A 21,204-nucleotide genomic window follows, 5' to 3' on the forward strand; every position below is an offset into this window, starting at 1 on the left:
TTTTTTAATAATATAAATTAAATTTAATTAAAAATTATTAAAATTTATTAAAATATTTTAAACTAAATTGAACTTAATTAAAATGAATTAAAAATTATTAAAAATTATTAAAATTAATTATAATTAATTAATGTAAATTATTCAAATTATATTAATTATTATAAACTATATCTGAACATTATTTAATTAAAAATAAAGAAATGTTTCATAGAATATATCTAAACTCCAAGTATATGACTAAATTCCAGGTAAATAGAATATCCAAATGAAAACAAAGAAAATAGCTAAAATGAATATTATTGGAGCCATGATCTTACTAACAGCTACAATGGAGCTAATAGTTGATACTAACTCTACTGAATTATTTGGACCAAATGTATTGAGACCTTTAATTCTTTCAACAGAAGCTCCAACTTCAACAGATTCTAAATCTTCAATAGCTAGTTTAAGAGTTAATTTTATATAATCAATTATTTTAGGCCTTTCACTTACTCCAACAGGATTATATCCATTAGATAAAGTATTAACAAAGTGTGTATCAGTAGTCATTATTTCTACTTCATCGATAGCTAATTTTTTATCATTTTTGACCTCACCAATGATTTCTTCCCTAAATCCTATTTCCATATTATTAGAATCTAAGAGAACATAAGCAGTTCTTTGATTTTGAGCTTCAATTACCATTATTTTAAGACCACTTTCACCAATACCATTATTCTTATCAAGTTCTTCCATTGAATTCCCAGCACAGCCTACTTTAAGACCATCTTCTTGGGATTCACATTTTATTTTATCAATTGTATCTAATAATTGAAAAACTTCAGGATTTCCAGGAAGGACTCTACCTTTATCTTCATTAAATGAATTGTGGCAATCAACAATAATACTATTATCAATATTACATTGTTTTTGACTTTGACTCATCATAGATAATCCCACACTAAATTCAATATCATCGCTTCCATATGGTGCAAATGTACTAAGCATAACAAGATTATCATTGAAAAATTGAACTGCAACTTTTGCATTCCCCTCGGAATATCTTACAAATTTACTAGCTTTATCTTCATAAGCAATATTATTTAATGCATTTCTAACAGCATCTTCTACTTTATTAATCTCTTTTTGAGAAACTGGATTGAAATCATGAGTAGATGGGCCATGAGCTACCATAGTAAAGTTATCAAACTTATTTGCAAGAATTGTAGGCATGTTAGAACCTCCGATACTTCCAATTGGACCAGGATGAACACAAGGACTAATAAATAGAGATTTTAATTCATCTTCATCTTTCTTTTTAAAACTAATTACTCCAACTAAAGTATCAATAGGTTCTCCAATATCCTCAAATATTTTCTCTAAAGAACCACTACCTTCCCCAACATGAGAAATAAATAAGCTAACAAGATCTAAAAGACCAATTCCTAAATTTTTTCTCATTGGAGATTCAATTACTGCTACAAAAGAGTAAATAGCTAATAAAAAGATTATATTAGCCACGATAACTTTTATAAACAATGAAGCCCATCCAAATGCGAATACTTCATCTGCACTTCCAAGGAAAAGTACAACAATAAGCATTGCTAAGATTAATAATGGTTGCAAAGATGCAACAAAAGCAGATCTAACAAGACCTATACTTGAAGTACTCCAAAAAACAAAAATCAAAAGAGCAAATACAAGGACACAACCAAAGACTACAGAATTAGTTAATAAGCCAATATGGAATATTGCAGAAATTATTGCTCCGATAATAGCTACAATAACTACTAAAACCATAGACATAAGTGCCAAAAGCATAGAATGCTTTGTTTTGAGATTAATTCCTTTCATAGAAGTAATTAATAGCTGACTAAGAGCTCCACCTAAAATTGAACTAATACCAAATGCTCCAAACCCAAATGCTCCACCATAAATTATTTTTTCTAGAATACCAAGATTTTTTGCAGGATCTATGAAAAATAATAACACACCAGCTATAAAGCTAATGAATATCATTGAAAAGATTAATATTTTTGTACTTGGGAATGTTCTGATATACTTAGACAACCCTGCTACATTACTCATACTTGACATTGAATTAAACCTCTAAATAAAGACATTTATGACTTGTTAAATACTATTATTTTAGTAGATATTGTTAGAATATATTTTAGAAATATAGATTTGTTAATATGTTTATTATATCTTTTTAGATATATTATCTTAGTAGACATATCATTTTAGTAGATATACTATCTTATTATATATAATCATTTATAGATAATTATCTTAGTAGATATACTATTTATAAGCTATATTATTTATAAATTATTTATAAACAACTTATTATTTTAATTTCACTTATTATTTTAATTATTTATTTCATAAATTTTTAAATATATATCTAAATTCTATCTAAATCATATTTTTAAATTATTATATTATTATGGAGTTTTAATCATATAAAATACTTTTTAAATATTTTCAAAAAAATAGAAATAATATAAGCAATATATGTAACAATTACAATAAAATTATAAGATAATTGAATAATAAATTAATAAATATAAATAAAATAATAAATAAAGAAAAAAGCAAAAATTATGAACAATGAATGTATCTAAATATAATAAATATGAATAATAATAAATATATTTGGATAATAAGTAAATAAAAATAATAAATAAATAAATATAATTTAGTAAATAAATATAATTTAATAGTATAATATGAATAATAAATATATTTGAATAAAGATATATAATGTAATTTACTGAAAAGTAAATAGGATTTAGTTATCATTAGGTGAGTTTATGAAAGAATTAAATACTCCAGTAATGTTTGAAGATATAAAAGATTTAAAAGCTGGAGATGTTGTTAATATTAGTGGGAAAATTTTAACAGCCCGAGATCAAGCCCATAAAAGAATAATCGAAAGAGGAAAAGAAAAAACACCTTGTGATCTTGAAGGAACAGCTATATTCCATGCAGGACCTATTATAGAAGGGGACAAAACTTCAGGTTTTAAGATAGTAGCTATTGGCCCTACAACAAGTATGAGAATGAATCCCTATGAAAAAGATGTAATTGGAATGGGAGCAAAAATCATAATTGGAAAAGGTGGAATGGATGAAAATGTAGCTAAATCATTACAAGATGAAGGTGCAATTTATCTTGTAGCTGTCGGAGGATGTGCAGCATTATATGTTGATTCAATAGATGAAATAACAGATGTTCATTGGCTTGATTTAGGAATGCCGGAAGCTATATGGGAATTAAATGTTAAAAACTTTGGACCTCTAATAGTAGCTATGGATTCCCATGGGAATAGCCTTTTTGATAAAAATAATAGGAAAAAATAAATATGAAACAAATTTATGATTCAAAATAATAAATTAAAAATAAGTTAATAAGTAAAAAATCAAAAGCTAAATAAGTTAAAAAAATAAGTTAATAAGTAAAAAATTTAAAAAATTAAAAAGCTAAATAAAATAAAAAAGTTAAAAATATAAAAAATAGATAATTTTAACAATAAATAATAAATAAAAGTTTATAAGTTATTATTCTTCATTTTCTTTTCTACTCTTTTTTAAAAGAGCATTAATATCAATAGCATAATTACCTTCCTTATCAGAATAAACATCACTTTCTCCTTCTAATATATGAGGAAGGTTAACTTCATAAACCCCTTTATCTTCTACTTTAATACTTTCAACAGAGTCTTCATCAATAGTAAGCTTTTCTTCAGGAGGATTTTCTTTTTCTTCTTTTTCCCTACGTTTTTTTTCCTCAATAGCTTTAGTGTTGACAAACTTAAAAAGTTTACTACCACACTTTGGACAACCATCTAATAAATCGTCACCATGAAGCTCTGTTCCACATTTACTACATACATTCAACTAAATCACTTCAATCAATCTACCTAATTAAATAATTCTAACTATTAGCTTTTTAAATAATTAACCTCATTATTAATCTTAATTAATTAACTGTTACTAACATCAGCAACCAAAGATAAAAGATTAGATTGTTTTTTAACAGTTTTCATGACATTAGCTGGGCCAATAATTGTAATAACAACTGTTTTTTTCTTTGAAAGTCCAAAGAAAGAAGCTGAATCTTTTTCTAATGTATGAACATCTATTCCTACAAAATTTTCAATATCAATTTCTCTCATAGTTGTTTCAATGAGTTCTGCTCTTTCTGAAGGAGTAAGACCCCCTTCCATAACAACTACAGAACCATTTTTAACTTTTTCAATAATCATATAAATTTTTTCCATGCTTGATGCATTTTCAAGAGCTTCAGAGGATATGAAATCCATTTTTAGTCCTTCCATGTTTAACCCTCCTCTAATTAAATTTCTTAAACATTGCTTTATAGAGTTCTTCTGTCTGATCACCGTTTAAAGCAGAAATAGGAACCACAGTATGTTGTGGGAAAACTGAAACTATTCTATCCGGATTAGCGCCTTCAATATCTATTTTATTAGCTACAACAATGAAAGGAATATTCCTCGCTTCAAGATTACCAATAATAGTAATATTTGTTTGTGTTAAAGGATCTGTTGTAGCATCTACAACTAGAAGAACACCAGTAACATCATCTAACCATTTAATTGCTTCAATAATGCCCTTAGTAGCTTCTTTTGCCCTGTTTTTAGCTTCACCTTCTTCTAAACCAAACTCTAAAAAGTTTTGATAATCAATTTTAGTAGCTATTCCTGGAGTATCAATGATATCAAAATCTAATTCATTATCCCCATCTTTAATAATAACTTTTTCCTGTTTTAAAACAGTTCTAGTTTCATGAGGGACATTAGAAGTTGAACCAATCTCTTTCCCCATCCAATCCTTAGCTATTTGGTTTGCCAATGTTGTTTTACCAGAATTTGGATGACCATAAAGCCCAATACTAACTTTTTTATTTCTTTTGAATAAATTTTTTATAAAATCAAATAAACCCATTTTATCACTCAGAATAAATGATGAATTAATTTTTAATAATAATTTACTATGAATTTAAATAATAAATTTAGAAAATATAATTATTTATTATATTATAACTTTTATCAAAATAGTATTTAAATATAATTGATATTAAACCACTAAATTACCAATATTACTAACTTTTTTAAGGCCATTGATAGTTAATAATACTATAATTAAAATTCATTTTAAATTTAAATATCTGGATTAAAAGTTTCTCCAGGATTTAAAATAATAGTATTTATGTTAGGATCCATTTGCATTACAAAGTTAGCAAATATAGTTGGGTTTTGTTCAATGACTGGGAAAGTATTATAATGCATTGGAATAACTGCTTTAGGAGAGATCCATCTTGTAGCAATAGCTGCTTCAAAAGGCCCCATTGTGAATTTATCTCCAATAGGTAACATGACTATATCAGGTTTGTAAATATCTCCAATAATCTTTTCCATATCCCCAAATAGACCAGTATCCCCTGCATGAAAAATTTTTGTTCCTTTTTCTAATGTTATAAGGAAGCTAGCAGCACTTCCTCCAGGAATAATCTCTTCTACAAAGTCTATAGTTGAAGAATGTTTTGCATCTAACATAGTAACTTTTATACCATGAATCTGGATTGATCCTCCAGTATTCATCCCTACGGCTTCTAAACCTTGTTGCGACAAAAATAAAGAAGTTTCATGATTTCCAACTAGCTTTGCCCCAGTTCTATTAGCTATTTCCATAGCATCTCCAAAATGATCACTATGTCCATGAGTTATCAAAATTACATCTGCTTCTATTTCTTCAACAGGAATGTTACATGCAGGATTATTACTTATAAAAGGATCTATCAATATTTTAAGCCCTTTATCTGAAATTATCTCAAATGCAGAATGTCCTAACCAAGTTATTTCCATATTAACACCATTTAATTTTTAATAATTATTTTTATAAAGCTTTCTAAAATATCTTAATTAATAAATTATTTTTAATAAAGCTTCTTTAATTATTTTTAATAAAACTTCTTTAATAAGATTTTTTAATTTATTTAATAATATAATGAAATTTATATGAATTTTATGATAATTTATGATAATTTATGATGATATAATACTATAATATGCCCTAAATGATTAAATATATGAATAATAATTATAATAATGATATAATAAGACAGATTAATATTATACAGCTAAAAATAATAAATAATAATAAATAATAATTAATAATAATTAATAAAACTGAAATAAAAATATATGTATGAAATATGATTATAAATATTACAGCAAGAAATATTTGATCAATAATGTTGATTAACTGAATTCTTTAGTAATATTATTAATATCTAAATCATTAGCTAAATCCCAAGACATTTTAAACATTGATTTAACGTTTGATATAGATTTTGAATCATTATATACAGCACCAATATCTAAATCATTTAAAGAATCATTTTCAGAGATTATTAAAGCATGTGAATCATCAGCTATAAGATTAATAGTATTGATTAAAGGTAATGTCCTTATTTTAACCCCTTGTTCAAGAAGAGATGTAATTAATAGAACATAAGACATGTCTTTAATATTAAACTCTTGAATTATTATTTTAACATCTAATGAAGAAATTTTTGACAAGAAATCATTAGTCATTTCTTTAATAGAAGGCATTTCTAAATATATTTCGGATTTTGCACTTTTAGCTAATTCGTCAAATGCTTCTTTAGAAGTCATTTTACCTTTTGAACAAACAACATAACTACTTAAGAATTTAGAAAGTTCTTTATTATCTAAAGAATCTAATCTTTGAGGACTTGTATTATTATTTATATTAACAAAGTCATTCTCAAGATCATCAATTGTGATTTCTTCAGAATCATTATCAAGAAAAGAGTTATAATTATTATCTTGATTGTTCTTATTAAGATTATTTGAATTATTTGAATTATATATATTATTTGAATTATTTAAATCTAATTCATTAGAATCTGAAACATTAGGCTCAAGAATAGATTTTGATTCAGTGTGAATTGGTTTAATAAAATCATCTGAAGCTAAAGCTCTTACAATTATTTCAGATTTTTCTCCAGGAAGATCATTTAAATTAGGAATGTTATTATTAGAATTATTATTAGAGCCAAGATTATTATTCTTATTATTAAGATTCTTATTAAGCTTAGCATTAATTTCATTATTTTTGTTATTAATATTATCAATACCATTTAAACTTGATTTATTCCTTTTTTGAGGTCTCCTATTCACTTTCATAGGTTTTTCATAATTAGGAGTAAATCTAAACATTTTAACATCTTCATTTGATTTTGGCAATATTGGTTTTAGTACTGATTTTGGATCTTTATTTTTTGAAACATCTCTGACTTTGTCTGAAATCTTTTTAGTGTCTAAAGAACCTAATTTAGAATTATTTAAATTCTTTCCTAAATTAGCAGCCATATTATTCTTATTACTATTAGTATTTCGGCCACCATTATCCTTGTTTAGCCTATTATTTTTACTTTCAAGATTATTATCTAATTTTTTCATTTTAGAATTATTATCTGAATTCTTTTTAAAATCTTGAAGTTTTGGAGATTTATTTCTTTCAAAAAAAGATAGAATGAGTAAATAAAACCCTATAATAACTAGTATGAATCCTAATATAGTTACTATTTCTACAAGATGACGAAGACTGCTTTCATAGATAATAGTTATTCCTGATACTAGTAATAGTACTCCTCCAAAAATTTTAGCTAAACTTGCCACTAAACCACCTTATAATAACTTAATTTTTAAAGATATAAACAATAATTATACTAACCAAATATAAATATGGAACTTATTGAATATTCCATCAATTTTAAAGAATTTCATCCCCAAATATTACCTACATCAATTTATTTTATTCAATTTTTTATATATTCTATTGATAATATCCTAATTTATAATATTACTATCTTAATTTATAATATAATATTTATAGTAACCTTTATTAATAAATATAATGTTTTGATAAAAGGAATGTTAATAAAAAATATGAAATAGTAATGAAATTAATAATACATTTTTTAAAATAGATAATATTAAATAGTACAAAACACAACAATAATTTGTAATAGAATTTGTAATAAAACATGGAGAGTTTGTATTATGAACATGAAAGAAAAAATAAAAAATGTAAAAACTGATATTATAAATATAAAAACTGAGAATAGTGGTCAAGGTGCAGCAGAATATATATTATTATTTGGTGGGGTTATTGTAATAGCTATAGCTGCCTTATTAATATACAGAAGCTATTTTGCAAATAATCAAACCAGTTTAAATGCTAGTAATGATGTTAATGATGTTAGAAATGCTATGAACTCTACTTAATTTAATAAAAAATAAAAAATTAATAGAAACAATGAATTTAATAGAAAATAGAAATATGAAAATTTTTAATGATAAAAACGGGCAAATTAGTGCAGAAATGATTCTTCTAATAGGAACTATCTTAATAATAGTTATATTAGCTGGAAACTACATATTCAAAATTTCTGATAGTATAAACAGTAGTTTATTAAACTTAATAGAAAAAGTAAGAGATAGTATTCTTTACAAAATCTAAAAATAACGTTAAGCTATAATATAAAAAGAACCAAAACCGGATAATATTATAAAACAAAATGCTATAAAACATTAATATTATCATAAAACAATACTATGAAACAGGATAATATTATAAAACAGAATATTACAAAATAGAATATTATAAACAATTAAACAAGAAAAAATAAGACATTAAAAATCATTTTAACAAATGACCTTTAGTATCTATCTCTCCTTTTCTTATTCTTGTAGAAGAAATAGGAATTCCATCATCTGCATTGACAAAACTAATCACTATTACATCAATAGGATCCATTCCTTTTTCTTTTCGAATTTTATTAATTTCATGAGCTGTTGGTTCAGTTTCTTCACTTACAACAATTGCATCAAAATTTTCCTCAAAAATAGTTGAACCAAAAGGATCATCAAGTCTAGATATCTGAAAATTATCATGTTTTGTAGCTAAAAAATGATTTAAATTTTCCATTCTTTTATTACAAGAATCAATATCTCCTTTTTTACCTCCGAATGAATCAGAAGTAACCCCAATAACAATCATTTCTCCTTGATTAAAAGCTTCTTCAAGTAATTTTCTATGACCATTATGGAACCTATCAAATGTTCCTCCAACAGCCAATTTTTTATATCGTTTTTTGATACTCATTTTAATAATCCTTAATTATAATGTTTTAATATTAAAACATTAAGTAATTACATTCAGTTCTAAAGTTAATTTTTATAACAATTAATTCAACTTTTATACATATATATTTAATTGTTAAAATAATTGAAAATGTTAATAGCTAAGAGTTAATAGCTAAAGATTTCTAGTAAAAACAGTTAAGTAAATTTTTAAAGAATAATATTTTTAAAAAATAAATCTTAAAAATTCTGTAATAATATAAAAAAGGGAAATAGTAATAATAATTAAAATAATTAAAAGATAACTAAAAATTAAAAATAAAAACTAAAAATATAAATAAAAAATATAATAAAAGTAAAAAAATAAATAAAGGGATTTAACCCTCATTTAACAAATAAAATCTAATATTCTTAAATTTAAAAACTCAATGTAGAATATGAACCATAGATTGTAGCAGTTTTGGGATTCCAATTATTTACAACACCAAAACTATTTCTTGAGCTGGTGGTATCTGCAACAACCCAAGTATCACCAACAAGTACTTGTGCCCAAACATGTCCATATACACTTCCACTACTAAATTTAGCTTTACCATGAACATATTTAGCTGCAATTCCAGCAGATCTCATTAAAGCAATTAATAAATGAGTTTTATCAACACAGTTTCCACTTCTAGAACTAAGAGTTTTTACAGCACCCTTTTTGGTATTATAATAAAAACTATAAGATACTTTATCTCTTACCCAATTAAAGATAGCTGTTGCTTTTTCAAGCTCTGTTTTACAGTTCTTTATTAGGGAATTAGATAATGATTTTATTGTTGAAGATGTAGATTGACAGTTTTTACTTGAACTCAAATATTTAGTCAATGATTCTCCATTGTATTTACTGTTTAAAACACTAGAAGGCACTTTAGTTTTACTAGATTCACTACTTGAAGAACTAGTTGAATATTTAGGAATATATTTATTCAATGCTTGAGATTTACTAACTGTTAATGATAAAGAAGTAGGAATTTTATTATTATGAACATAACTCCATGCTAAAACCTTTGTAAGACCATAAATAGCTGTTTGATACTGTATTTTTCCCCATGATGAAGAAGCATAATTTGGAACTTTATTATTTTTAATAATATAATTCGCTATATTGTTAGCAAGAACGGCATATTGTTTTTTAGACATTTTAGCTTTTATTGTAGACCCAGAAGGTTTTGAAGGATTTTTAATCCCATATTTAATTGCAACACTAGAAGTAATTTTCTTATATTTGTTAACAGTAGTTTTACTGAGAAGATACATGAATTCAGGCATTGAAAATTTATAACCTGCAATAGTGACATAATTTGGCAATTTCTTATTAGCTCTGATATATTTATATACTGAATAAGAAGCTGCAGTAATTTGGTTTTGAGTAAGTTTACTTGGCTTTGAATCTCCAGCAGCAGCTAAATTTTGATTAGAATTTGAATTTTTAGAATTAGAAGAATTGGTAGAACCGACATTTTTTGAAGTAGTATTATTTGTAACATTTATTGTTTGATTTCCACTACTATTTGTATTAGTATTTACAGTACTATTAATAGTACTATTTGTAGTGTTATTTGTAGTTTGATTTGTAGTCTGATCTATTACTTGGGCTAATGTTTTAAGTTCAGATGAAGAGTTAATATCTGAATTAGATTCATTTATTGACTCTGATTCTGCATTGTTATTCACATTTGATTCATTATCTGAAACTTCTGATTGACTCAATATATTTACATTATTTGAATCTGAAGTTCCATTTATATTATCTGATATAACAGATAATTCACTATTTTGTGTATTTCCATTATTTTCATTTTTAAAACTAATATTATTATTATCATTTACATCACTTGCAAATGCTGTGCCTATAGATATAAAAAATAGACATAACATTGCAAAAAGCAATGTATTTTTCTTTATCGAAATTTTTCCACCTCAGATTAACTCATTATACTCATAGTCATTTTTATCCTCACTTTTCAAATGAACAATTTTGTATAATGGATAAGGATAATTTATCTTTATCCCTTATAAAGCTTTCTAAAATAAAAATAAGGATTAAATTAAGCTATTTTTCTAATAATTGCTATGAAAAAAGGGAATCTAGTGAAAATAGTTATAAAGTATTGATATGATTTTAAAATAAAAAAAATTTCCTAAAAAACAATGATTAGTTTTTAACTGAAAATTAACCAAATCATTACAAATATGAATAAAATTGACTTTAATTTAAATTTAAGGATGTAAAATGAATTATTCTAATAAAAATCAAAGAAATTTCCATTAATGAAAATTGATTTCATAGATATATAACTAATTATATAGTTATTCAATTGATTTAAGAAAAGAAAAAATAATGTTTATTTGACCTTGTTTTTTAGCATATAAAGTTATATTCTTTTATTATCCAAATTAATACTATATATAGTATTAATTAATAAAAAATAAATGTCCAAACAAAAAATCATATAATTTCAAGTAATGAAATTATTTTAGAAAAAATCAAATTATTTAAATATAGTAAAAATTATTAAATCATAAAAATGTAATATAAATTATAAATAATTAAAAATAAATAATTGAAAATTAATGATTAAAAATTAAAGATGATATAAATAAATTAAAGATGATATAAATAAACTTTTAGCTAAAAACATGATTTATGAAGAAAATGTTATTATAAAAAAGCCATTACAGGTAGATATTAGAGCTGCATCAGTTTATCCTAATTTATATAAAACAGCTATGTCTTCATTAGGTTATCAAATTATCTATGAAATGATTAATGAAAGAAAGGATAGTTGGTGTGAGAGAGTTGTTTATCCAAACATTAGAAGTATCGAATCAAACAGCCCCCTTAAAGATTTTGATATTATTAGTTTTTCTCTTCAATATGAACAAGATTATTTTAATATGCTAGAAATCCTGAAAAAAGCAGAAATACCTATTAAAAGGGAAGAAAGAAATAATAATAATTATAATAATAAATATCCTCTTATAATAGCTGGAGGACCATGTGCAACAGGAAATCCTATGCCTATTTCTGATTTTATTGATGTTTTTATTATCGGTGAAGCCGAAGAAGTTTTAAACAATTTTTTAGATTTATATAAAGAATTAAAATATCCTCAAAAAGAAGTTGAATCCTTTACATCTATTAAAGGAGTTTATATCCCTGCTGTTGATAATAAAGTTGAAAAAGTAATTGTAGAAAATATGGATAATGCTTTCCATATCACCAATCCAATAATAGTGAAATGTGAAAAAAAAGAAGATGAAGAATTTTTACCAGTATTTGGAAATTCAATCCTCTTGAATGTTTCAAGAGGTTGCTCACGAGGATGTAGGTTCTGTATGTCTGGATATCTATATAGACCAATGCGAGAAACTTCACTTGAAAAGTTATTGAGTGTTGCAGAAGAAGCAAGGAAAAATACTGAGATAAATAAGATTTCATTGATTGGAGCAGCAGTTTCTGATTACTCTGAAATAGATGAGCTAACTAAAGAACTATTAGCTCGAAAATTTCAAATATCTACTCCTTCAATGAGAATTGAATCCATCAAACTACAAACACTCCAAAAATTGAAGAAAAGTGGTGCAAAAACAATTACTATAGCTCCAGAATCTATATATTCACTTAGAAAATCTATTAATAAAAATATTGAGGATAACAAAATTTTTAAAGTTATAAAAGATGCTTTGAACCTTGGATTTAACATAAAATTATATTTCTTAATAGGATTACCAAATGAAACATATGAAGATATAGAAAATTTAGCTGAATATATAAAAAAAATAAATTCTTTGAAACATAATGAAAATTCTAATAGAAGCTCTAATAGAAGTTATAGTAGAAGTTCTAATAAAAGTCCTAAAAGAAATTCTGATAAACATTCTAAAAAAAATTCTATTAAATTCAGTATAAATCCTATGATTCCAAAACCTCAAACACCAATGCAATGGGAAGGATATGACCTAAAAGATATTAAATCAAAAATAAAGTATATGAAATCAGAATTAAAAGGAATTGATGTTAAATTTGATAGTGCTAAAATGGGATTAATACAGTATGTTTTATCCTGTAAAGGAAAAGAAGTTGGAGAGATCCTTGAAAAATCATTGCAAACAAAAATTTCACTGCAAGAGTGGAAAAAATTTAGTAATGGATATGATTCTAGTAATATTGATAATTTACCTTGGAAAAATATTGATATTGGATTAAATCATAAATTTCTAAAAAAAGAAAGAGAAAAAATGTTTAATATTGATTTAACTCCTTGGTGCGAAGAAAAACCATGTTATGGTTGTGGTTCTTGTAATAAAATAGAAATTAAATAAGAAAAAGATGTTTCTAATAAAATAGTTTAAATAATATTGTTTCCATATACAATAATTATAATAAAGATATAAAAAGTGTGAAAATATGGTTAAACCAGCTGAAAGACTAAAATCAATTGAGTTATCCCAGATAAGGAAGATGTTTGAGGTTTGTGATGAGAATGCTATAAACCTTGGAATAGGAGAACCTGACTTTGATATTCCTGAAAATGTTAAAATAGCTATTAATGAAGCTCTTGATGAAGGTTTTACCCATTACACATCTAATAAAGGATTTTTAGAACTAAGGGAAGAAATATCTAAGAAACTTAAAAGTGATAATAATCTAAGTATAGATACTGAATCAATAATAGTCACAGTTGGAGCTAGTGAAGCATTATATATGTGTGCACAAGGATTATTCGAAAGAGGAGATGAAGTTCTAATTCCAGATCCTGGATTCTTATCATACAAAGCTTGTGTGGATTTATCTGATGCTAAACCAATCCCAGTTGAAGCAAAAATTAGTAATAATTATAAAATCAAATTTGAAGATGTTGAAGAAAAAATAACCTCTAAAACAAAAGCATTTATTATGAATTCTCCATCTAATCCAACAGGAGCAGTTATGGAAAAAAAAGATATAAAATCTATTTCTGATTTAGCTACTGATCATGATTTTATGATAATAAGTGATGAAATATATGAAAAAATAATATATGATAAAAAACATTACTCCCCTTGTGAATTTACTGATAATGCAATTGTTATTAATGGTTTTTCCAAAACTTATGCTATGACTGGACTTAGAATAGCTTATTTAGCTGGGCAAAATGAAATTATTGAAGAACTTCTTAAAATACATCAATACAACACAGCATGTGCAAGTTCAATTTCACAAGTAGCTGGGTATGAAGCACTTAAAGGTCCTCAAGGATATGTTAAAAGTATGACAAGTGAATTTAAAAGAAGAAGAGACCTAATATCAAAACGATTAGATGAACTTGGACTAAAATGTACAAGATTAGATGGTGCATTTTATGCTTTTCCTCAAGTAGAAAATTCATTTGAATATGTTCAAAAAGCTGTAAAAGCAGGAGTTATTACAGTACCTGGAAGTGGATTTGGACAAACTTGTGATTGTAATATAAGAATGTCTTATGCTAATTCTTATGAGAATATTGAAGAAGCTATGAATAGATTAGAAAAAATAAATATTTAATTAAAATTTCAGTATTATCAAATATAATATTATTATATTAATAATATTATAAAAACAGAAATAGAACAAATTATACAAACAAAAATTGAATACATTATACAAAAAAATAGAATAAATATACAAACAAAAATAGAACAAATTATACAAACAGAAAATGAATAATTATTAAAAAATATCAATATAAAGGAGATGTTTATATAGACTACTCTGAAAGAGATAAAAAAGGAAAAAAAGCAGCGCGTATTGGAATAGCTGGAAATGTATTTTTAACTATTTTTAATATTACTGTAGGGATATTTTCTGGAAGTTTCGCTCTTGTAGCTGAAGGAGCTCATACATTATCAGATATAGCTACTTCTGTTATAGCTTATATTGGATTTAAAATAGGTCAAAAACCACCAGATAAAGAACATCCTTTAGGCCATGGTAGAGCAGAAGCTATAGCAGGCCTTGTTATAGTTATCTTTTTAGCATTCATAGCTTATGAAATACTAACTGTTGCTATAGAAAGACTATTTTTTGGAGGAGAAATTGGAATTCCTAGCTATTTAGCTGGTATAATGGCATTTTTTGGAATAATAATCAATATAATAATGAGTAGATATATTATAAATCTTGGAAAGAAAATAAACAGCCCAGCAATTGTAGCTGATGGGAAACATCAACAAATGGATATACTTTCATGTATAGCAATATTAATCAGTGTAATTCTTTCACAATTTGGATATACCTTTTTAGACCCATTAGTAGGATTTTTAATAGGTTTGTTTGTGTTAAAAGCAGCATATGATGTTGGAAAGGACAACATAAATAATATAATGGGAAAATTACCTTCAAAAGAGCTTATTTGTGAAATAAAAAGAATAGCTAATTCTGTTGAAGGAGTTTATGGAGTTCACAGTATTAGGGTTAATTATTTTGGATCATATGCAACATTGGCTTTACATGTTGAAGTTGATCCTGATTTATCACTAAAAGAAGCTCATAAAATTTCACATCAAGTTCAAAATAAATTAACAGATAAAATAAATATTATCCAATTAGTTATAGCTCATGCATGTCCATATGATGCAGATTATGACCATGAAGAACCATTGGATAAAATGTGAACCTCTGAAAAATCAAAACAAAAATAGGAAAAAAGAAAAAATAATTAAACCTTATTAAATTAAGGAAATAATAAATGTGAAAACGCCGGGAGGGGGATTTGAACCCCCGAGATCCAAGGGATCATTGGATTAGCAGTCCAACGCCGTACCAGGCTGGGCCATCCCGACATACTGATTTTAAAAGAAAATTTTATATTAATTTTATTAAATTAATTTTAATAATTGTCTAATTTATTTAATAATAATATAAATCACTAATATTTTAACTAATTGACCTTTATAATTAATTAGTTATAATAATTAAAATAGCATTCCAATATTTGTATTATTCTACTTATAAACCTTTTCTATTTTATTCTCTAAATTTATAAAAAATCATGAAAAACTTGATAAATAAACAAGAAAATCATGAAAAATATATTCTAAAATAATCATTAAAATATTAGATAAATAGAAAAATACACTATAGTATTAATCGATTCTAATTAAAGAAATTATAATCATAAAATGGCATGTCCAGAAGTGGACAAATTTCAATAACAACAGTACTCTCGAAAATCAACTCCGCCCCGCTACTCTACAAGCATCAAGTGTTAATGGTAGAGCTGCTCCTTTCCAGGCCTGACACGTTTCCAAAATAAACATAATTAACCTTAACCCTCCAGTTAAGATTTTATGACCATTAATCCTGTAGGACGAGGTTTCTATATCAATTTTCAAGGCTGTTATTAAATCCAAATGCCGCCTTCTGAACTTCAACTGCACCTAAGGGGGTGTGTGCTTACAGAGGACCCCTAACCCTCCAGTCTAGCCAATAACAATATTGTTTTTAATATTATATAAATGTTTTTAATAAATAAAAAAATCATAGATTTTTTGACTTTAAAAAACAAAAGAATAAAAAACTACTAAAATAAAAAAATAAGAAAATTAAAGATTTTATAATTTGATAAAATAAGAAAATTTTTCAAAAACAAATATTTTAAAACAAATATTTTATATTAATATTTTACATCAATATTTATCTAAAAATAGTAATATGAATAATAAACATTAACCTCTTTTCAAATAATCTTTCCAAAAAAATACTAAATATTAATTTTTATCCAAAAATAGGTCTAAATCAAAAGTATAAACCATTGATAAAAAGAATATATAGATCAATATAGTAAATATAACAAGTCTTTCAGTTAAACCAATAATATTTAAACCAAAGCTTAAAGATAAAGGAGTTAAAAATCCAAATAAAACTGTTAAAATAGCTAAAATTAAGGATATTAATCCTAATGCCTTAAATTTATCTTTTAAAAATCCAAATGCTATAAAAAATTGATATGAAATTGTTAATACAACTACAATCCCGGTTATAATTATATGCATCATATTTTGAAAATTGATGGCAGTTTTATCTACAGATAGAGGGAAGAAAGCAAATCCAATAAATGAAATTACAGACATTATAAGTAATAATGAACATCCTATTTTGATTAAATTATTATTTCCCCTAAAAAATTTTACAACCATTCCAATTGAAAAAAATATTAAAAATAAACCATAGAAAAAAGTAAAAATAGAGAGTAATTCAACATTTGGACTTCCTACTGCAGTTAAGGTACTAATATCAGTAGTTATTGGGTTATATCCTTCCCAAATAATCTGACCCAAAAATACATGAAAAAAATAAAAAATTGTAGCAATCATACCAAATGGCATTAAAAATTTCTCAAAATCCATTTTAATATTCCCAAAAAAATTTTAATATTAATTCAAAAAATAATATTTTTAAAAATCTAAAATTTGATTATATTTATTAATTTATATGGATTTTTCCCATATAAACTAAAATAATTAAAACATTAAATCAGCTACTAAAGTTAAATAAATTAAATAAATAAAATCTCAAACTAATAAAATTTCTATATAATTCTTAATAAAAAATTTATTTAATCAAATTAAAATTATTTAAGTGCTTTTATAATATCGCCATCAGATATAATTCCAATAAGTTTATTATTCTCTATAACAGGAAGTTGATTTATAATACTTCCATCAGGAGCATTATCTTCCATTGCACGAATTGCATCATATAAAAACTCATCAGGACCAACTGAAGCTACATCTTCAACCATTACACTTGAAACCTTAGTTCCTAATTTATATTTATCTAATACTAAATTATAACCTAAATCTGTAGCAGTAACTATTCCAATCATATCTTTTGAATCATTGAGAACAGGCAATGCACTTACCTTATGCTTCATCAATTTTTCAAATGCAAATACTACTTCTTCATCGGCAGTTGTTGTGAAAACATCTTTAGTCATCACATCTCTAATCTTTATCTTTTTCAACATCACTTATCCCTCCATAAGTTTCAGTAATATGTTTAATTATTGAATCAATTGTAGTTACAACATCAATATTTTCAATAGCTGGAACTTCAAATTTTCTTGCTTGAGATTCAAAATATTTATGAGTTTTTCTTATTGCAAAAAAATTATCTAAGTATCTTTGTAATGGCCGTCTAGCCCACATTTGTCTACATCGTGAGTAAAATCTACCTTTATGAATCTCTTTATCCTGTAAAGTAAGTACAAACATTACAACATTATCTTTTTCCATTAGTTCCTCTTTAATAAATCCTGGAACAATATGAACGCCTTCAATAACTATACTTATTCCTTCTTTTAAAGATCTTTCAATAACAGCATCTATTCCAACACTTACAGTATCAACATGATCCCTAAAACCTGCTAAAACATCATCAAATTCAGGAGGGGGTTGAACCCTCATTCCTTTATATGCTGTAAAGCTTGATTCATGAATAACTGGACTTAATTCCTTAGATACAATTTTACGCATAACTTCACGAATCATATCAGTACTTATCATATTTCTAATACCTAAACGATTAGCTATTTCAAAAGCTATTGAAGAAGTTCCAACACCAGAAGCTCCTCCAATTAATATAATCAGAGGTTCAGTTCCTTTTTTTATTTTTCTCCAAGAAATATATTTTTCAGCTATCTCAGAATCCTCTTCTCTTAAATCTTCGACTATAAGTTCAACTAATTCATCAATAGTAATGAGACTTATATTATTTTCTATAAGTTTAGATTCAATACAAGAAGCAAACGCATAAGCTTTATTAGGACCCATTTCAGCTCTTGTTAGAGATCTTGAAAGAACTCCTTTAGAAAATGGTTCAGTGTATATCTTTCCACTAACTTCACCTTGTATCATAATCATTTAATCACCTGAAAAAGAAGATAAAAATATGATTCATATATTTTAATATATATTTTTAATATATTTTAATATTAATTTTATATATTTTATATATATTAATATATCTCAACTTTTTATAATTTTAATATAAATCTTACAAACAGCTTCTTCAATAAAAATTTTACTATATAAACCTTATAAACAGTTTCTTCAATAAAAACCTTTCCAATAAAAGTTATTCTGAATAACCAGGTATTTTAATTATATTTTTCTTAAATAAATACTTTTTCAAAGAAAATTATTTTCAATAAATTTTCAATAAATAACTATAAAATAGCAATAAAATATTAAACCACTTAAATATTTTTAATAGTTCATTATTTTTAAATCTAAAGATAAGAATTATCTATTAATATTTTTTCCCGAATTATATTATATGAACAAAGCATTTAATATAATTTTTTATTTAATTTTTATAGTAAATATTTTATATATATTTTAAGAAGTCGATATTTAAAATAAAAAGAATAAAACACATAAAAAGAATAAAAAAATAGAAAAGAATGAAAATAGAATAAAAATAAAAAATAAAATTCTAAGAATTATTGTTCATTTTAGTATTAGATTTCATTCCAACTAAAGAAGCAAATACAGCTATTATACAAAGCATAGTAGCAATTATACATGCAATTTGAGAACTTTGTGTAAGTAATGGGTAGTATTTCGGAACAATCTGAACTGAACCCATGACTATAGCAAAAATCACAGTTAGCATACCTAAACTCATCGTTTGACCAATAACTCGAACAGTTGAAACTGTTGCAGAAGCAATAGGGGCAAATTTTCTTGAAACTGATCCCATTATAGAGTTTGTATTTGGTGATGAGAAAATACCATAACCAATTCCTTGTAAAATCATAGCTATGATAATTACACTTAAAGGAGTGCCTTTATCTAAAAATATCAATATAAAGATAGCTACTGTAACAAATCCCATACCTATGGCAGCTAATTTCTGAGGTTCAATTTTATCTGAAAGATTTCCTGAAAATGGTGCTATAATTGCCATTAATGCAGGAGTAACAATAAGAATAAGCCCTGTTGTTTGAGGATCCATACCTTCAATATATTGTAAATGATAATTCAATATATAAGTTACCACAAATGTAGCTAAATAGCTAATAAGAGCAGCTAAAGAAGAGGATGAAAATCTAACATTTTTAAAAAGTTCAACATGGAAAACTGGGAATTTTTGTCTTAATTCCCAAATACCAAATCCTATTAATAGAGCTATTCCAATAATTGTTAAAATTAGCCCGTTTAGTTCATTCAATATTGTGAATCCATACATGAATAATAATATACCTGCTGAATATATTATGGTTCCAGAAAAATCAAATGGATCATTTTCACCAGTAATCCATTCATCTTTAACTTTCCACACAGCTAAAATCAAAGGTATGAAAAGTAATGGAATTATAACATAAAAAATACTTTGCCAACCAAGATTTTTAGTCAGTATACCTCCTAAAACTGGAGCTAAAGTCAACCCAATATAAACACTAGAAATAGTTAATCCAATACCTTTACCACGTTCTTGAGGAGGCAGTGCTTCAGTTACTAGTGCAAAACCTGCAACATTTAACATAGCTGCAGCTATTCCTTGAATTATTCTAAAGAATATCAAAGAGTATGCTGAAAACGAAAAAGTAGCTCCAACACTACCTATTAAAAATACTAATATTCCTATAATAAAAAATTTTTTTAATCCATATTTACCAGATAATTTACCAAAAGGAACTGAAAATACAGCTATAGTGAGCAAAAATGATGTGGCTAACCAATTTTGAAGTATAGCATCAATAACAAATTGATTAGCTATGGATGGAATAGCTACAGCTATTGCAGAAGTTGAAAAGGCAGTTATAAATGAAGTAAATGCTGCTAAAAATACAATCAATGTCTTAGAAGAAGATTTTTTCAAAACACCTTCACCTAAATCAACATTATCAACTTTAGTCCCACTAAATTCTTTAGCAACATTGCCAATTTTAGTCTTATTGGCTTCTTTATCGATATTATCCTTATTATCCTTATTTTCATCCATTAAAACTACC

Annotated in this window: 18 protein-coding genes, 1 tRNA gene and 1 other RNA gene; 6 read left to right on the plus strand and 14 right to left on the minus strand. The window is 25.3% G+C overall.

The genetic code is table 11. From position 1 onward, the window contains the following. Nucleotides 1-237 precede the first annotated feature (237 nt). The gene (locus KQY27_RS08685; protein WP_224426190.1) at nt 238-2,076 is read right to left on the minus strand and encodes a DUF2070 family protein; all 1,839 of its coding nucleotides are present in this window, start codon (nt 2,074-2,076) and stop codon (nt 238-240) included. Nucleotides 2,077-2,795: 719 nt separating this feature from the next. Between KQY27_RS08685 and KQY27_RS08690 the strand changes: the two genes are divergently transcribed. Continuing rightward, on the plus strand, nt 2,796-3,344 hold the full coding sequence (locus KQY27_RS08690) for a FumA C-terminus/TtdB family hydratase beta subunit (RefSeq protein WP_224426191.1): 549 nt from the start codon (nt 2,796-2,798) through the stop codon (nt 3,342-3,344). 198 nt (nt 3,345-3,542) lie between these two features. Here the strand turns inward: KQY27_RS08690 and KQY27_RS08695 are convergent, their stop codons facing one another. The 5 genes from KQY27_RS08695 to KQY27_RS08715 all read right to left on the minus strand — a co-directional run bounded on the left by KQY27_RS08695 (nt 3,543) and on the right by KQY27_RS08715 (nt 7,711). Continuing rightward, nucleotides 3,543-3,881 carry a Zn-ribbon containing protein gene (locus KQY27_RS08695; protein ID WP_224426192.1) on the minus strand — a complete coding sequence of 113 codons (339 nt, stop codon included), beginning with the start codon at nt 3,879-3,881 and terminating at the stop codon, nt 3,543-3,545. An 86-nt stretch (nt 3,882-3,967) separates the two neighbouring features. Further along, nucleotides 3,968-4,321 (minus strand): DUF2073 domain-containing protein, encoded by a 354-nt coding sequence (locus tag KQY27_RS08700; protein WP_224426193.1) that lies wholly within the window; start codon nt 4,319-4,321, stop codon nt 3,968-3,970. 13 nt (nt 4,322-4,334) lie between these two features. Further along, nucleotides 4,335-4,949, minus strand: coding sequence for an Era-like GTP-binding protein (locus tag KQY27_RS08705; protein ID WP_224426194.1), 615 nt, complete (start codon nt 4,947-4,949; stop codon nt 4,335-4,337). Nucleotides 4,950-5,164: 215 nt separating this feature from the next. After that, nucleotides 5,165-5,869 (minus strand): metal-dependent hydrolase, encoded by a 705-nt coding sequence (locus tag KQY27_RS08710; protein WP_224426195.1) that lies wholly within the window; start codon nt 5,867-5,869, stop codon nt 5,165-5,167. A 396-nt stretch (nt 5,870-6,265) separates the two neighbouring features. Next, nucleotides 6,266-7,711: a hypothetical protein gene (locus KQY27_RS08715; RefSeq protein WP_224426196.1), complete on the minus strand. Its 1,446-nt coding sequence runs from the start codon at nt 7,709-7,711 to the stop codon at nt 6,266-6,268. A 390-nt stretch (nt 7,712-8,101) separates the two neighbouring features. Here KQY27_RS08715 and KQY27_RS08720 point away from each other — a divergent pair, with 390 nt between their 5' ends. Continuing rightward, nucleotides 8,102-8,320 carry a class III signal peptide-containing protein gene (locus tag KQY27_RS08720; RefSeq protein ID WP_224426281.1) on the plus strand — a complete coding sequence of 73 codons (219 nt, stop codon included), beginning with the start codon at nt 8,102-8,104 and terminating at the stop codon, nt 8,318-8,320. A 31-nt stretch (nt 8,321-8,351) separates the two neighbouring features. Next, on the plus strand, nt 8,352-8,555 hold the full coding sequence (locus KQY27_RS08725) for a class III signal peptide-containing protein (protein ID WP_224426197.1): 204 nt from the start codon (nt 8,352-8,354) through the stop codon (nt 8,553-8,555). A gap of 180 nt (nt 8,556-8,735) precedes the next feature. Here the strand turns inward: KQY27_RS08725 and KQY27_RS08730 are convergent, their stop codons facing one another. Both KQY27_RS08730 and KQY27_RS08735 read right to left on the minus strand, forming a co-directional pair. Continuing rightward, on the minus strand, nt 8,736-9,200 hold the full coding sequence (locus tag KQY27_RS08730; RefSeq protein WP_224426198.1) for a phosphopantetheine adenylyltransferase: 465 nt from the start codon (nt 9,198-9,200) through the stop codon (nt 8,736-8,738). Nucleotides 9,201-9,595: 395 nt separating this feature from the next. Next, nucleotides 9,596-11,101, minus strand: coding sequence for a transglutaminase domain-containing protein (locus KQY27_RS08735; RefSeq protein WP_224426199.1), 1,506 nt, complete (start codon nt 11,099-11,101; stop codon nt 9,596-9,598). Nucleotides 11,102-11,863: 762 nt separating this feature from the next. Here KQY27_RS08735 and KQY27_RS08740 point away from each other — a divergent pair. From KQY27_RS08740 to KQY27_RS08750, 3 genes are all read left to right on the plus strand, one after another. Continuing rightward, nucleotides 11,864-13,549: a radical SAM protein gene (locus KQY27_RS08740; RefSeq protein ID WP_224426200.1), complete on the plus strand. Its 1,686-nt coding sequence runs from the start codon at nt 11,864-11,866 to the stop codon at nt 13,547-13,549. 85 nt (nt 13,550-13,634) lie between these two features. Then, nucleotides 13,635-14,750: a pyridoxal phosphate-dependent aminotransferase gene (locus KQY27_RS08745; RefSeq protein ID WP_224426201.1), complete on the plus strand. Its 1,116-nt coding sequence runs from the start codon at nt 13,635-13,637 to the stop codon at nt 14,748-14,750. A gap of 197 nt (nt 14,751-14,947) precedes the next feature. Further along, nucleotides 14,948-15,859 carry a cation diffusion facilitator family transporter gene (locus KQY27_RS08750; RefSeq protein WP_224426282.1) on the plus strand — a complete coding sequence of 304 codons (912 nt, stop codon included), beginning with the start codon at nt 14,948-14,950 and terminating at the stop codon, nt 15,857-15,859. 83 nt (nt 15,860-15,942) lie between these two features. Here the strand turns inward: KQY27_RS08750 and KQY27_RS08755 are convergent. From KQY27_RS08755 to KQY27_RS08780, 6 genes are all read right to left on the minus strand, one after another. Next, a tRNA-Ser gene (locus KQY27_RS08755) sits at nt 15,943-16,027 on the minus strand. Between the two features lie 336 nt (nt 16,028-16,363). After that, nucleotides 16,364-16,677, minus strand: an RNA gene (ffs, locus tag KQY27_RS08760) — signal recognition particle sRNA. 277 nt (nt 16,678-16,954) lie between these two features. Beyond that, a complete protein-coding gene (locus KQY27_RS08765; protein WP_224426202.1) occupies nt 16,955-17,593 on the minus strand; it encodes a DUF998 domain-containing protein in 639 nt (212 codons plus the stop codon). 224 nt (nt 17,594-17,817) lie between these two features. Next, on the minus strand, nt 17,818-18,216 hold the full coding sequence (locus tag KQY27_RS08770) for a CBS domain-containing protein (protein WP_224426203.1): 399 nt from the start codon (nt 18,214-18,216) through the stop codon (nt 17,818-17,820). After that, entirely contained in the window at nt 18,191-19,108 is a 918-nt protein-coding gene (locus tag KQY27_RS08775; protein WP_224426204.1) for a 2-phosphoglycerate kinase, read from the minus strand. The genes KQY27_RS08770 and KQY27_RS08775 overlap by 26 nt, the downstream gene beginning before the upstream one ends. A 574-nt stretch (nt 19,109-19,682) precedes the next feature. After that, entirely contained in the window at nt 19,683-21,194 is a 1,512-nt protein-coding gene (locus KQY27_RS08780) for an MFS transporter (protein WP_224426205.1), read from the minus strand. Nucleotides 21,195-21,204 lie beyond the last annotated feature (10 nt).

Origin of the sequence: Methanobrevibacter sp. TMH8 (genome assembly GCF_020148105.1) — an archaeon.
Classification (GTDB): domain Archaea; phylum Methanobacteriota; class Methanobacteria; order Methanobacteriales; family Methanobacteriaceae; genus Methanobinarius.

Coding starts and splice junctions, on each gene's coding strand:
- KQY27_RS08780 (WP_224426205.1), bottom strand. CDS start 21,194: ATGGATGAAAATAAGGATAATAAGGATAATATCGATAAAGAAGCCAAT.
- KQY27_RS08720 (WP_224426281.1), top strand. CDS start 8,102: ATGAAAGAAAAAATAAAAAATGTAAAAACTGATATTATAAATATAAAA.
- KQY27_RS08735 (WP_224426199.1), bottom strand. CDS start 11,101: ATGTTATGTCTATTTTTTATATCTATAGGCACAGCATTTGCAAGTGAT.
- KQY27_RS08775 (WP_224426204.1), bottom strand. CDS start 19,108: ATGATTATGATACAAGGTGAAGTTAGTGGAAAGATATACACTGAACCA.
- KQY27_RS08685 (WP_224426190.1), bottom strand. CDS start 2,076: ATGTCAAGTATGAGTAATGTAGCAGGGTTGTCTAAGTATATCAGAACA.
- KQY27_RS08745 (WP_224426201.1), top strand. CDS start 13,635: ATGGTTAAACCAGCTGAAAGACTAAAATCAATTGAGTTATCCCAGATA.
- KQY27_RS08700 (WP_224426193.1), bottom strand. CDS start 4,321: ATGGAAGGACTAAAAATGGATTTCATATCCTCTGAAGCTCTTGAAAAT.
- KQY27_RS08730 (WP_224426198.1), bottom strand. CDS start 9,200: ATGAGTATCAAAAAACGATATAAAAAATTGGCTGTTGGAGGAACATTT.
- KQY27_RS08725 (WP_224426197.1), top strand. CDS start 8,352: ATGAATTTAATAGAAAATAGAAATATGAAAATTTTTAATGATAAAAAC.
- KQY27_RS08705 (WP_224426194.1), bottom strand. CDS start 4,949: ATGGGTTTATTTGATTTTATAAAAAATTTATTCAAAAGAAATAAAAAA.
- KQY27_RS08765 (WP_224426202.1), bottom strand. CDS start 17,593: ATGGATTTTGAGAAATTTTTAATGCCATTTGGTATGATTGCTACAATT.
- KQY27_RS08740 (WP_224426200.1), top strand. CDS start 11,864: ATGATTTATGAAGAAAATGTTATTATAAAAAAGCCATTACAGGTAGAT.
- KQY27_RS08710 (WP_224426195.1), bottom strand. CDS start 5,869: ATGGAAATAACTTGGTTAGGACATTCTGCATTTGAGATAATTTCAGAT.
- KQY27_RS08690 (WP_224426191.1), top strand. CDS start 2,796: ATGAAAGAATTAAATACTCCAGTAATGTTTGAAGATATAAAAGATTTA.